The sequence below is a fragment of the Mesorhizobium sp. USDA 4413 genome (assembly GCF_056280365.1).
In genome coordinates, this window is the sequence record NZ_JBVPRP010000001.1 from 3,006,208 (window position 1) to 3,018,299 (window position 12,092).

Consider the following 12,092-nt stretch of genomic DNA (forward strand, 5'->3'; position numbering starts at 1 on the left):
GGTAACGTCGACGACGGCCGAGCCGATTTCAAGCGCCTGCATTCAGGCGCCTCAAACCCTGGTGCCGCCCACCGTCATCTGGTTCATCCTGAGATGCGGCTGGCCGACGCCGACGGGCACGCCCTGTCCGGCCTTGCCGCACATGCCGATGCCGTTGTCGAGCTGCATGTCGTTGCCGATCATGCTGACGCGGTGCATGGCGTCCGGTCCGTTGCCGATCAGCATTGCCCCCTTGATCGGCTGCGTCACCTTGCCGTTCTCGATCATGTACGCCTCGGTGCAGCCGAACACGAATTTGCCCGAGGTGATGTCGACCTGGCCGCCGCCGAAGGAGACGGCGTAGATGCCGTTCTTGACCGATGCGATGATCTCTTCCGGCTGCATGTCGCCCGAGGTCATGTAGGTGTTGGTCATGCGCGGCATCGGCTGGTGCGCGTAGCCTTCGCGGCGGCCATTGCCGGTCGCCTTCATGCCCATCAGCCGGGCGTTCTGGCGGTCCTGCATATAGCCGACCAGTTTGCCGTCCTCGATCAGCACGTTGCGCGCCGACGGCGTCCCTTCGTCGTCGACGGTGAGTGAGCCGCGCCGCTCGGGAATGGTGCCGTCGTCGACCACGGTGACGCCCTTCGCTGCCACCTGTTGGCCCATCAGGCCGGCGAACGCCGATGTCTTCTTGCGGTTGAAATCGCCCTCCAGCCCGTGGCCGACCGCCTCGTGCAGCATCACGCCAGGCCAGCCGCTGGACAGCACGATGTCGAAGGTGCCGGCGGGCGCTGGGACGGCCTCGAGATTGACCAGCGCCTGCCGCAGCGCCTCGCCGGCCGCATGCTTCCAGCTTTCCTCGCTGACGAACTCGCCAAAACTCTTGCGGCCGCCCATCCCGTAGGAGCCGCTCTCCTGCCGGTCGCCGCTGCCGACCACGACCGAGACGTTGATGCGGACCAGCGGGCGGATGTCGCGCACGATCTGGCCGTCGCCGCGCACGATCTCGACATGTTGCCAGGAAGCTGCGAGCGAGGCCGTCACCTGGCGCACGCGCGGATCCTTGGCCCGCAGCCAGCCGTCGATTTCCTGCAGCAGCTTGGCCTTGGCCTCGAAGGACGGCGAGGGGATGGGATTCTCGTCGCCATAGAGGTGGCGGTTGGTGCGGGCGGGCGCTCCGGCCAGCGTGCCGGAGTAGCCGCCCTTGACCGCCGAGACGGCGTCGGCTGCGCGCAGCAGCGAGGCTTCGGAGAGATCGCTGGAATGCGCATAGCCGCTGGCCTCGCCGGCCACGGCGCGCAGGCCGAATCCCTGGTCGGTGTTGAAATTGGCTGTCTTCAGCCGGCCGTTGTCGAACATCAGCGCTTCGCTCTCGCTGTATTCGAGGAACAGCTCGCCGTCGTCGGCGCCCTTGATGGTCTCGGCGACGATCTCTTTGACGCGATCGTCGGAAATGTCGAATTGGCCGATCAGGCTGTTCATGGCAAATCCATTCGTGGAAACAAAACCGTTGCACCGGATGTAGGCGCGAAGCTGCCGTCGCACAATCGCCAACAGGGATGAGGCCGGCTATTGCGGCGCCGTCACCCGCCGCTGAGGAAGCCCTTGATGTTGCCGGCCATCGCGTCCCAGTTGGAGAACTGCTCCTCCAGATTGGCCTTGGTGATGCCGCCCGTAAAGGAGACATCCATCTTGAAATTCGAGCCGTCGCCCGAATAGGCCTTCACCCAGCGGTATTTTGCATTCCAGGCGTTGGCTTGTTCTGCGGTCAGCGGGTCGGTGTAACCGGTCGAGAACTGCAGCGATTTGCAGTTCTCGTGGTTTTCGCAGCCATAGAAATAGATCACGTATTTGACGCCCTCGATCCGCCCGGAAATCATCGGATCGCCATTGTCGTCCCTGTCCATCTTGGCCGAGCCGAAACCCTTGGCGATATCGAGGATCGCTGCCGGCTCGGGCTTCTGGAGGATTTCGGCATCCTCGGCCCGTGCGGCCGGAACCGCGGCGACCAGTGCCAGACCGGCGATGAAAGCGGATAAATTCGCGCGCATTGACCCTCCTGGCCGCCAATCGCGCATTCGCCCCCGGACCTCAGCGTCAGGAGCGGCGCATGGGCAAGAGATCAAGGTAGGGCGGCGAAGCCTTCCGCAAAGCCCTTGAGGTCGACGGGAATGCCGATGCCTTCCTCCGGCGTCTGGAAGACGATGAAGGTGGCCGAGGTGCCGCTCTTCAAAGTGTCGAGCAGCGGCTTTTCGAGGATGACCTCGGCGTAGCAGCCGTCCTGGAAACAGCGCACGAAATAGGCCCGGCCGATATCCTTGCCGTCGACATTGAGGCCAAGGCCGTTGGGCAGCAGCACGCCGAGCGGCGCCAGCACGCGCAGGATCTCGGCCTTGTTGTCGGCGGTGCGCAACACCACGACCGAAAGCCCCATTTCGGGACGGTCCTCGGCGACGACGTTCTGCATCATCACGCATTGTTCGGAGGTCGCGCCCGCCGGCGTGTCGCAGATGATCGACCACGCGCCATGCGTCGACTTTACCGTGCCGCTCGGGGGCGCGGCGTTGTTCGGCGCGGCGGCGGCGCCAACGGCTATGCCGACGCCGAGCAAGGCAAGGGCAAGAACGACCTTCGCCAAGGTTCTCGAAAGCCAGGAAGTCATGACGGCTCCATTGCGAATCACGGCACTTTAAGCCGCGCCGGGGCCAAGTAAAGGACGAGACCGTCGCCGGCCCGCCCCGATACCGGCAATTCCATGCTTTTCCAAAGCAAATTCGCCCGAATTGCGACCGTTGCGCATATAGTGCGGCGAGGCCTGAAGACGGCCTTCGGCCTGCGCGCAAAAATGCCGCACGGTTTCCTCCGCTCCTTTCTTGCGGAGGCAAATAGAGTATGGTTTGAACCACCCTAGGGACAGACCGGGATTCCCGATCCCGGCACCGTCCGTTATTGGTGCGACCAGATCGCGGGAAGTGGGAGACGAGAGGGCGATGAGGAAATTCCTGGCGAGCGCTGAATTCTTGGCAGGTGCGGCAGCTTCAGCCGTGCTCTTCTCCAGTGGGGCGGCCCATGCCGATCAGCCGCGGCCGTGGGAAATGACCTTCCAGGCGCCGGCGACCGATATGATGCGGCAGATCGAGCGGTTCGGGAACTATACCATGTGGTTCATCGTCCCGATCACCATCCTCGTGCTGGTGCTGCTGCTCGTCTGCATCCTGCGCTTCCGCGCCAGCGCCAACCCGGTGCCGTCCAGGACCAGCCACAACACTCTGATCGAGGTGATCTGGACCGTCGGGCCGGTGATCGTGCTTCTGCTCATCGCCATTCCCTCCTTCCAGCTGCTCACCGCGCAATACACCCCGCCGGAAGAAGCCAAGCTCACCGTCAAGGCGACCGGCAACCAGTGGAACTGGGATTACGAATACCAGGTCGACAAGAGCTTCTCCTTCAACTCGGCGGTTCTCCAGGATGCCGACCGCGCCAAGGCCGGCAAGGAAGATCGCGCCCTCTATCCTCGCCTGCTCGCGGTCGACAACGAGCTGGTCGTGCCGGTCAACACCATGACCCGCGTGCTGATCACCGCGACCGACGTCATCCACTCCTTCGCCGTGCCGTCCTTCGGCATCAAGATGGACGCCGTGCCCGGCCGCACCAACGAGACCTGGTTCAAGGCGGAGAAGGAAGGCCTCTATTACGGCCAGTGCTCGCAGCTCTGCGGCAAGGACCATGCCTTCATGCCGATCGCGGTCCGCGTCGTGTCCGATGCGCAGTTCAAGACCTGGCTGGAGACGGCCAAGACCGATGTGCCTGCCGCCAACAAGGCGCTGATGGCCGAGATCGATGGTACCAACAAGGTAGCGGCCGCCGGCAACTGATGCCGCGGGTTAGCAAGATTTAGGGAACGGAGCGGAACATGGCAGAGGCTGCAGCTCACGATCATGGCGACCACAGGCCGCATGGCTGGGTCCGCTGGGTCTACTCGACCAACCATAAGGACATCGGCACGCTCTACCTGATCTTCGCGATCATTGCCGGCGTCATCGGCGCCGCGCTCTCGGTCGCCATCCGCATGGAGCTGCAGGAGCCGGGCATCCAGATCTTCAGCGGCCTGGCGCAGATGGTCTACGGCATGCAGGGCGACGCCGCCATCGACGGTGGCAAGAGCATGTATAACGCCTTCGGCGCCGCGCACGGCCTGATCATGATCTTCTTCATGGTCATGCCCGCGCTCATCGGCGGCTTCGCCAACTGGATGGTGCCGATTATGATCGGCGCGCCGGACATGGCCTTCCCGCGCATGAATAACATCTCCTTCTGGCTGCTGCCTCCGGCCTTCATCCTGCTGCTCTCCTCGATGTTCGTGCCGAGCGCGCCGGGCGCTTTCGGCGTCGGCGGCGGCTGGACGATCTACCCGCCGCTCTCGACCTCCGGCCAGCCTGGTCCGGCGATGGACCTCGCGATCCTGTCGATCCATATCGCCGGCGCGTCGTCGATCCTCGGTGCCATCAATTTCATCACCACCATCTTCAACATGCGCGCGCCCGGCATGACGCTGCACAAGATGCCGCTGTTTGCCTGGGCCGTGCTGATCACCGCCTTCCTGCTGCTCTTGTCGCTGCCGGTTCTGGCGGGCGCCATCACCATGCTGCTCACCGACCGCAATTTCGGCACTGCTTTCTTCGTGCCGGACCAGGGCGGTGATCCGATCCTCTTCCAGCACCTGTTCTGGTTCTTCGGCCACCCCGAAGTGTACATCCTGATCCTGCCGGGCTTCGGCATCATCAGCCACATCGTCTCGACCTTCTCGAAGAAGCCGGTGTTCGGCTATCTCGGCATGGCCTACGCCATGGTCGCGATCGGCGCTGTCGGGTTCATCGTCTGGGCGCACCACATGTACACGACCGGCCTGTCGCTCGACACGCAGCGTTACTTCGTGTTCGCCACCATGGTCATCGCGGTGCCGACCGGCGTGAAGATCTTCTCCTGGATCGCCACCATGTGGGGCGGCTCGATCTCCTTCAAGCCGCCGATGCTGTGGGCGTTGGGCTTCATCTTCCTGTTCACCATCGGCGGCGTCACCGGCGTCCAGCTGGCCAATGCCGGCCTCGACCGCTCACTGCACGACACCTATTTCGTGATCGCGCACTTCCACTACGTGCTGTCGCTGGGGGCCGTGTTCGCGATCTTCGCCGGCTGGTACTACTGGTTCCCGAAGATGACCGGCTATATGTACTCGCCGGTTATCGCCAACACCCATTTCTGGGTCACCTTTGTCGGCGTCAACCTGATCTTCTTCCCACAGCACTTCCTCGGCCTCGCCGGCATGCCGCGCCGCACCGTCGACTATCCGGACGCCTTCGCCGGCTGGAACATGATCTCGTCCTACGGCTCTTACATCGCTGCCGTCGGCGTTGCGATCTTCCTCTACGGCGTGTTCGAGGCCTTCCAGAAGAAGCGCGTCGCCGGCGCCAATCCGTGGGGCGAGGGCGCCACCACGCTCGAATGGCAGCTGCCTTCGCCGCCGCCGTTCCACCAGTGGGAACAGCTGCCGAAGATCAAGTAGGCGGCCTCGAGAACACGAGGCCGCCGGTTCGCCGGCGGTCTTGGCCAACGGAATCATGGACTTTAAGTACGCATGGCCCTTGCCGACGACAGATTGATGGAGGAAGTTGGCTTTCGCATGTCGGAAGCGACCGCCGGCGATTTCTTCGCCCTCCTGAAGCCACGCGTCATGTCGCTGGTCGTGTTCACGGCCTTTGTCGGCATGGTTGCCGCGCCTGTCGCCATCAATCCGTTGCTGGCGGTGATCGCCATCCTGGCGATCGCGATCGGTGCTGGTGCTTCCGGCGCGCTCAACATGTGGTACGACGCCGACATCGACGCGGTGATGACCAGGACCGCCGGCCGCCCGGTGCCGGCCGGCCGCGTCACGCCAGGCGAGGCGCTGAGCTTCGGCCTCGTGCTCTCGGTGCTGTCGGTGATGACGCTCGGCGTGCTGGTCAACTGGCTCTCGGCAGGGCTTCTCGCCTTCACCATCTTCTTCTACGCCGTCATCTACACCATGTGGCTGAAGCGCTGGACGCCGCAGAACATCGTCATCGGCGGCGCCGCCGGCGCGATCCCGCCGGTGATCGGCTGGGCCGCGGTGACCGGCTCCGTCAGCCTCGAAAGCGTGATCCTGTTCCTGATCATCTTCCTGTGGACGCCGCCGCATTTCTGGGCGCTGGCGCTGTTCAAGTCCGACGACTACGCCCGCGCCGGCATCCCGATGATGCCGAATGTCGCCGGCCAGGCCTCGACCCGCCGGCAGATCTTTGCCTATGTGCTGATCCTGGCGCCGGTCGGCGTGCTGCCCTGGGCGCTCGGATACACCACGGCCGGCTATGGCGTCGTCTCGGCGATCCTCGGCCTGGGCTTCGTCTGGTACGCCTGGAAAGTGCTTGCCATGGCTGATGACGACCGCGCGATGAAGCCGGCCAAGGCCCTGTTCGGCTATTCGCTGCTCTATCTCTTCGCCATCTTCGCCGCCTATCTCGTCGATTGCGTCGTCGGGCGCGCGCTCATGATGGGGGGAGCATGACCGTGGCCGACAAGGACCTCGAACTGGTCACGCTGACCGAGCGCCAGCGCAAGGCGCGCCGCAACCGCTCCGTCGCCATCGGAGTCGCGCTGGCCGCATTGGTCATCGTCTTCTATGCCGCCACCATCGTGCGCTTCGGCCACCATGGCGCGAGCTTGACCGGCTCAGGTCTGTTCGGAGGCGGCTGATGAGCGGCGACTTGAGCAACCCGCGCAAGGTCAACAACGGTATCGTCGCCGCCGTCTGCCTTGCCTTCTTCACCGGCATGATCGGCATGGCCTATGCGGCGGTGCCGCTCTACAAGATGTTCTGCCAGGTCACCGGCTATGGCGGCACCACGCAGCGCGCCGAGAAGCAATATGCCGGTCGCATCCTCGACCGCGACATAACCATCCGCTTCGATGCCAACACCAACGGCATTCCGTGGCAGTTCGAGCCGGTCGCCCGTTCGGTGACGATCAAGATCGGCCAGACGACCCAGGCGCATTACAGCGCCACCAACAAGTTCGACCGCCCCATCACCGGCCGCGCCTCGTTCAACGTGCAGCCTGAAATGGCCGGCGCCTATTTCAACAAGGTGGAGTGCTTCTGCTTCACCGACACGACGCTGAAGCCCGGCGAGACGCTGGATATGCCGGTCGTGTTCTATGTCGATCCGGACATCGTCAATGTGCCGGAACTCAAGGACTTGAAGACGATCACCCTGTCCTACACGATGTTCCCGGTCGAAAAGAAACAGCCTGTCGCCTCGTCGGCGCCGGCCGCTGGCAGCAGCAACAAAGTTCCAGATTCCGAAGCAAGCCTCGGGGGTTGATATGGCAGACGCGCACGCAAAACCACACCACGACTACCATCTCGTCAACCCGAGCCCCTGGCCTTTCCTGGGTTCGGTCGGCGCGCTGGTCACCGCTGTCGGTGGCGTCTGTCTGATGCAGTATCTGAAGGGCGGCAACTTCCCGGTCTTCGGCCACAACATCGCCAATCCGTGGCTGTTCTTCATCGGCATGATCATCGTGCTCTACACGATGTTCGCCTGGTGGTCGGACACCATCAAGGAAGCGCATGAAGGCCACCACACGCGTGTCGTGTCGCTGCACCTGCGCTACGGCATGATCATGTTCATCGCCTCCGAGGTGATGTTCTTCGTCGCTTGGTTCTGGGCCTTCTTCGACGCAAGTCTTTTCCCCGGCGAGGCAAACCAGTATGCCCGCACCGCCTTCACCGGTGGCGTCTGGCCGCCGAAGGGCCTGGAGGTCCTCGATCCTTTTCACCTGCCGCTCTACAACACCATCATCCTGCTTCTGTCGGGCACGACGGTGACATGGGCGCACCACGCGCTGCTGCATGGCGATCGCAAGGGCTTGGTCAACGGCCTCGTGCTGACCGTAGGCCTCGGCATGCTGTTCACCATGGTGCAGGCCTACGAGTACATGCACGCTCCGTTCGGTTTCCGGGATTCGATCTACGGCGCCACCTTCTTCATGGCGACCGGCTTCCATGGCTTCCATGTCATCATCGGCACCATCTTCCTGCTGGTCTGCCTGGTGCGCGCGATGCGCGGCGACTTCACGCCGAAGCAGCATTTCGGCTTCGAGGCGGCCGCCTGGTACTGGCACTTCGTCGACGTGGTCTGGCTGTTCCTGTTCAGCTGCATCTATGTCTGGGCCTCGAACGGCGCGCTGATCGAAGGCCATTAAACCGACGGCCCTCCAAATCCCAAGGGCGGCTGCGGCGACGTGGCCGCCTTATTTTTTGGGGCGGAAAGGTCTAGGGTGCCGACATGGATGAAGAAGACAAGGCGATCTGGCCACCCATCGATCCGATCTCGGCCGGCCTGCATGGTCGTTGCCCGCGCTGCGGCGAAGGCAAGCTATTCTCCGGTTTCCTCACCGTCGGCAAGCGCTGCTACAATTGCGGGCTCGACTATTCCTTCGCCGATGCCGGCGACGGACCGGCGGTGTTCGTCATCCTGATCATCGGCTTCATCGTCGTCGGCCTCGCATTATGGATGGAGGTGACGCTCAGCCCGCCGCTCTGGCTGCACTTCATCTTGTGGATACCGCTGGCACTGGTGCTCTGCCTGACGGCGCTGCGCCTGATCAAGGGCGTGCTGATCACCTTGCAATATTCGAAAAAGGCCTCAGAGGGCAGGCTGGAATCCCAGGGATGAACGGGATGACAGGCTCAGTGGCCGGCCGTACACGGCCGCGCTCCGCGTTGCTGGTTGGTCTCGGCCTTGTGCTGTTCGCCGTCCTGATCGGGCTGGGCACCTGGCAGGTCCAACGCCTGCACTGGAAGGAGGGCCTGCTCGCCACCATCGACAAGCGCACGCATTCAGCGCCATTGCCGCTGGCCGACGTCGAGAAGCAATTCGCCGCTTCCCATGACGTCGATTACACGCCGGTGACGGTGACCGGCACTTTCCTGCACCAAGGCGAGCGGCATTTCTTTTCCACCTGGGAAGGCGACAGCGGCTTCAACGTCTATACCCCCCTGCAGCTCGAGGACGGCCGCTTCGTCCTCGTCAACCGCGGCTTCGTTCCCTACGACCTCAAGGATCCGGGCAAGCGCCAACAGGGCGAGATTGCCGGCAAGGTTACCGTGACCGGGCTTGCCCGCAATCCGCTGCCTGCAAAGCCCTCGATGATGCTTCCCGACAATGACGTCGCCAAGAACATCTTCTATTGGAAGGACCGCGACGTCATGGCGGCGACGGCCGGCTTGCCGGCCGGCTTCGTGCTGGTGCCGTTCTTCATCGATGCCGACAAGACGCCGAACCCAGGCGGCCTGCCGGTGGGAGGCGTCACCATCATCGACCTGCCGAACAATCACCTGCAATACGCCGTCACCTGGTACGGGCTGGCCGCCGCCCTTGCCGCCGTGCTGATCCTGAGGTTGCGTCGCCCGGCGAAAGAGCATTGAGCGCCGCGGCTCTTGACAGGGCAGGGGTGTGCATCTCATTTCGCGTCCAGCGCTACGACCGAACCGGCCAGTATTCATGATTGAGAAAAAGCCACCGCTGACGATCAGGCTCTGCCAGCCGCGCGGCTTCTGCGCCGGCGTCGATCGCGCCATCCAGATCGTGGTGCTGGCGCTGAAAAAATACGGCGCGCCGGTTTATGTCCGACACGAGATCGTGCACAACCGCTACGTCGTCGAAGGACTGCAGAGCCTCGGCGCCGTGTTCATCGAGGAACTCTCCGAGATACCGCCCGAGCATCGTCAGTCGCCCGTGGTCTTTTCCGCGCATGGCGTGCCGAAATCGGTGCCGGCGGATGCCGAGGCGCGCAATCTTTTCTACCTCGATGCCACCTGCCCGCTCGTCTCCAAGGTGCACAAGCAGGCGATGCGCCACCAGCGGCTCGGCCGGCATGTGCTCCTGATCGGTCACGCCGGCCACCCGGAAGTGATCGGCACGATGGGCCAGTTGCCGGAGGGCGCCGTGACGCTGATCGAGACCGAGGCCGACGCCGCGCGCTTCGTGCCCGCCGACGCTTCGGCGCTGGGCTTCGTCACCCAGACGACCTTGTCGGTCGAGGATACCGCGGGCATCATCCGGGCGCTCGAGCAGCGGTTTCCCGAACTGCATGCACCGGCCGCCGAATCGATCTGCTACGCCACCACCAACCGCCAGGAAGCGGTGAAGGAGACGGCGGTCGGGGCCGATCTCTTCCTCGTCGTCGGCGCTCCCAATTCCTCCAACTCGCGTCGCCTTGTCGAAGTGGCGGAGCGTGCGGGTGCGACGATGTCGCTTCTCGTGCAGCGCGCCGCCGAAATTCCGTGGGATGAGATCGCCGGGATCAGGACGCTTGGCCTGTCGGCCGGCGCCTCGGCGCCGGAGATCATCGTCGACGAGATCATCGACGCGTTCCGGCAGCGCTTCGACGTCACCATCGATCTGGCCGTCACGGCCACGGAAACGGAGGATTTTCCGGTGATGCGGGTGTTGCGCGATGTCGAACTGACGGCGGCCGACATGGCCTTCGTCAACGGAGCGGCGTGAAACCGTATGGCCGTCTATACCGACGTCAACGAAGGCGAACTGACCGCGTTCCTCAAAGCCTATCCGGTGGGTGAGCTGCTCTCCTACAAGGGCATCGCCGAGGGCACCGAGAATTCCAACTTCCTGGTCCACGCCTCGACCGGCTCCTATATTCTGACGCTCTACGAGAAGCGCGTCGACAAGGCCGACCTGCCGTTCTTTCTCGGCCTGATGGGCCATCTCGCCAGGAAGGGCATTTCCTGCCCGCTGCCGGTCACCGCGCACGACGGCACCGTCATCGGCACGCTGGCCGGCCGGCCTGCCGTCATCATCACCTTCCTCGAAGGCCTGTCGCTCAGGCGGCCGACCGCTACGCATTGCGGCGAAGTGGGCAAGGCGCTCGCCGGCCTCCATCTTGCCGGCCGGGATTTTCAGATGAGAAGGCCGAACGCGCTGGCGATCGAGGGCTGGCGCAAGCTCTGGGCGGCCTCGCGCGACCGCGCCGACGAGGTCGAGCCGGGTTTGGCAGCCGAGGTCGACGCCGATTTCAAAGATTTCGAGCGCAACTGGCCGAAGGGCCTGCCGCAAGGCATCATCCATGCCGATCTGTTCCCCGACAATGTCTTCTTCCTCGGCGAGAAACTGTCCGGGTTGATCGACTTCTATTTCGCCTGCGACGACCTTTATGCCTATGATGTCGCCACCTGCCTCAACGCCTGGTGCTTCGAGAAGGATTTTTCCTTCAACCTGACCAAGGGGGCGGCGCTGCTTTCCGGCTATCAGTCGGTGCGGCCGCTCTCGGGCGAGGAGAAGACGGCGCTGCCGATGCTGGCGCGCGGCTCGGCGCTGCGCTTCATGCTGACAAGGCTCTATGACTGGCTGACCATTCCAGGCGGCGGGCTGGTGATGAAGCGCGACCCAACCGAATATATCCGCCGCATGCGCTTCCACCGCGCCATCAAGTCGCCATCCGAATACGGGCTGACATGAACAAGAAGATCGAGATATTCACCGACGGCGCCTGCTCGGGCAATCCCGGGCCGGGCGGCTGGGGCGCGGTGCTGCGCTATAACGGCGTGACCAAGGAACTCTCAGGCGGCGAGGCCGAGACCACCAACAACCGCATGGAACTGCTCGCCGCCATCACCGCGCTCAATGCGCTGAAGGAGCCTTGCACGGTCGACCTCTATACCGACAGCAAATACGTCATGGACGGCATCTCCAAATGGATCCATGGCTGGAAGAAGAACGGCTGGAAGACAGGCGACAGGAAGCCGGTCAAGAATGGCGAGCTCTGGCAAGCGCTCGACGAGGCCAACCGGCGTCACAAGGTCACCTGGCATTGGGTGAAAGGCCATGCCGGCCACCCGGAGAACGAACGCGCCGACGAACTGGCTAGGCAAGGCATGGCACCGTTCAAGAAAGTCTCGGCGGTGTCTGCCGCGCCGAAGCCTGCAGCAGCGCCGAAGCCGGCGCCGGCAAGGCAGCCGGCGGCGCCAAGGGCGCGGCGCTCGACCCAGAGCTACTGATTTCGGCTAGCCCGCCCGC

14 protein-coding genes are annotated in these 12,092 nt (G+C 63.8%); 11 read left to right on the forward strand and 3 right to left on the reverse strand.

Going from position 1 to position 12,092, the window contains the following annotated elements; genetic code table 11:
* Positions 1 to 51 precede the first annotated feature (51 nt).
* The 3 genes from tldD to ACVMIM_RS14420 all read right to left on the reverse strand — a co-directional run bounded on the left by tldD (position 52) and on the right by ACVMIM_RS14420 (position 2,644).
* Positions 52 to 1,464: a metalloprotease TldD gene (gene tldD / locus ACVMIM_RS14410; RefSeq protein WP_476112696.1), complete on the reverse strand. Its 1,413-nt coding sequence runs from the start codon at positions 1,462 to 1,464 to the stop codon at positions 52 to 54.
* Positions 1,465 to 1,565: 101 nt separating this feature from the next.
* Positions 1,566 to 2,033, reverse strand: coding sequence for a YbjN domain-containing protein (locus ACVMIM_RS14415; RefSeq protein ID WP_476112698.1), 468 nt, complete (start codon positions 2,031 to 2,033; stop codon positions 1,566 to 1,568).
* A gap of 71 nt (positions 2,034 to 2,104) precedes the next feature.
* Positions 2,105 to 2,644, reverse strand: coding sequence for an invasion associated locus B family protein (locus tag ACVMIM_RS14420; RefSeq protein WP_476112700.1), 540 nt, complete (start codon positions 2,642 to 2,644; stop codon positions 2,105 to 2,107).
* Between the two features lie 328 nt (positions 2,645 to 2,972).
* Here ACVMIM_RS14420 and coxB point away from each other — a divergent pair, with 328 nt between their 5' ends.
* The 11 genes from coxB to rnhA all read left to right on the forward strand — a co-directional run bounded on the left by coxB (position 2,973) and on the right by rnhA (position 12,073).
* Positions 2,973 to 3,857: a cytochrome c oxidase subunit II gene (gene coxB, locus ACVMIM_RS14425; protein WP_278049706.1), complete on the forward strand. Its 885-nt coding sequence runs from the start codon at positions 2,973 to 2,975 to the stop codon at positions 3,855 to 3,857.
* Between the two features lie 38 nt (positions 3,858 to 3,895).
* Positions 3,896 to 5,545: a cytochrome c oxidase subunit I gene (gene ctaD / locus ACVMIM_RS14430; protein ID WP_041002392.1), complete on the forward strand. Its 1,650-nt coding sequence runs from the start codon at positions 3,896 to 3,898 to the stop codon at positions 5,543 to 5,545.
* Positions 5,546 to 5,617: 72 nt separating this feature from the next.
* The gene (locus ACVMIM_RS14435; protein WP_476112702.1) at positions 5,618 to 6,562 is read left to right on the forward strand and encodes a heme o synthase; all 945 of its coding nucleotides are present in this window, start codon (positions 5,618 to 5,620) and stop codon (positions 6,560 to 6,562) included.
* Positions 6,559 to 6,750, forward strand: a complete 192-nt coding sequence (locus tag ACVMIM_RS14440; RefSeq protein ID WP_041002388.1) for a hypothetical protein — start codon at positions 6,559 to 6,561, stop codon at positions 6,748 to 6,750. The genes ACVMIM_RS14435 and ACVMIM_RS14440 overlap by 4 nt, the downstream gene beginning before the upstream one ends.
* Complete coding sequence (locus tag ACVMIM_RS14445; protein ID WP_278049704.1) at positions 6,750 to 7,376, forward strand: cytochrome c oxidase assembly protein; 627 nt, start codon at positions 6,750 to 6,752, stop codon at positions 7,374 to 7,376. Before ACVMIM_RS14440 ends, ACVMIM_RS14445 begins: the two co-directional genes overlap by 1 nt.
* 1 nt (position 7,377) lies before the next feature.
* Entirely contained in the window at positions 7,378 to 8,259 is an 882-nt protein-coding gene (locus ACVMIM_RS14450; protein ID WP_041002384.1) for a cytochrome c oxidase subunit 3, read from the forward strand.
* Between the two features lie 83 nt (positions 8,260 to 8,342).
* A complete protein-coding gene (locus ACVMIM_RS14455; RefSeq protein ID WP_476112704.1) occupies positions 8,343 to 8,732 on the forward strand; it encodes a DUF983 domain-containing protein in 390 nt (129 codons plus the stop codon).
* 5 nt (positions 8,733 to 8,737) lie between these two features.
* Positions 8,738 to 9,484 (forward strand): SURF1 family protein, encoded by a 747-nt coding sequence (locus tag ACVMIM_RS14460; protein WP_476112706.1) that lies wholly within the window; start codon positions 8,738 to 8,740, stop codon positions 9,482 to 9,484.
* Positions 9,485 to 9,560: 76 nt separating this feature from the next.
* Entirely contained in the window at positions 9,561 to 10,565 is a 1,005-nt protein-coding gene (gene ispH / locus ACVMIM_RS14465) for a 4-hydroxy-3-methylbut-2-enyl diphosphate reductase (protein WP_041002378.1), read from the forward strand.
* Between the two features lie 6 nt (positions 10,566 to 10,571).
* Positions 10,572 to 11,534, forward strand: coding sequence for a homoserine kinase (locus tag ACVMIM_RS14470; RefSeq protein ID WP_476112708.1), 963 nt, complete (start codon positions 10,572 to 10,574; stop codon positions 11,532 to 11,534).
* Positions 11,531 to 12,073: a ribonuclease HI gene (rnhA, locus tag ACVMIM_RS14475; protein ID WP_476112710.1), complete on the forward strand. Its 543-nt coding sequence runs from the start codon at positions 11,531 to 11,533 to the stop codon at positions 12,071 to 12,073. Before ACVMIM_RS14470 ends, rnhA begins: the two co-directional genes overlap by 4 nt.
* Positions 12,074 to 12,092 lie beyond the last annotated feature (19 nt).

What these genes read in the sequence shown, in the direction of transcription:
- tldD (WP_476112696.1), bottom strand. Translation starts at nt 1,464, where the DNA reads ATGAACAGCCTGATCGGCCAATTCGACATTTCCGACGATCGCGTCAAA.
- ACVMIM_RS14440 (WP_041002388.1), top strand. Translation starts at nt 6,559, where the DNA reads ATGACCGTGGCCGACAAGGACCTCGAACTGGTCACGCTGACCGAGCGC.
- rnhA (WP_476112710.1), top strand. Translation starts at nt 11,531, where the DNA reads ATGAACAAGAAGATCGAGATATTCACCGACGGCGCCTGCTCGGGCAAT.
- ACVMIM_RS14445 (WP_278049704.1), top strand. Translation starts at nt 6,750, where the DNA reads ATGAGCGGCGACTTGAGCAACCCGCGCAAGGTCAACAACGGTATCGTC.
- ACVMIM_RS14455 (WP_476112704.1), top strand. Translation starts at nt 8,343, where the DNA reads ATGGATGAAGAAGACAAGGCGATCTGGCCACCCATCGATCCGATCTCG.
- coxB (WP_278049706.1), top strand. Translation starts at nt 2,973, where the DNA reads ATGAGGAAATTCCTGGCGAGCGCTGAATTCTTGGCAGGTGCGGCAGCT.
- ctaD (WP_041002392.1), top strand. Translation starts at nt 3,896, where the DNA reads ATGGCAGAGGCTGCAGCTCACGATCATGGCGACCACAGGCCGCATGGC.
- ispH (WP_041002378.1), top strand. Translation starts at nt 9,561, where the DNA reads ATGATTGAGAAAAAGCCACCGCTGACGATCAGGCTCTGCCAGCCGCGC.
- ACVMIM_RS14420 (WP_476112700.1), bottom strand. Translation starts at nt 2,644, where the DNA reads ATGACTTCCTGGCTTTCGAGAACCTTGGCGAAGGTCGTTCTTGCCCTT.
- ACVMIM_RS14470 (WP_476112708.1), top strand. Translation starts at nt 10,572, where the DNA reads ATGGCCGTCTATACCGACGTCAACGAAGGCGAACTGACCGCGTTCCTC.
- ACVMIM_RS14435 (WP_476112702.1), top strand. Translation starts at nt 5,618, where the DNA reads ATGGCCCTTGCCGACGACAGATTGATGGAGGAAGTTGGCTTTCGCATG.
- ACVMIM_RS14415 (WP_476112698.1), bottom strand. Translation starts at nt 2,033, where the DNA reads ATGCGCGCGAATTTATCCGCTTTCATCGCCGGTCTGGCACTGGTCGCC.
- ACVMIM_RS14450 (WP_041002384.1), top strand. Translation starts at nt 7,378, where the DNA reads ATGGCAGACGCGCACGCAAAACCACACCACGACTACCATCTCGTCAAC.
- ACVMIM_RS14460 (WP_476112706.1), top strand. Translation starts at nt 8,738, where the DNA reads ATGACAGGCTCAGTGGCCGGCCGTACACGGCCGCGCTCCGCGTTGCTG.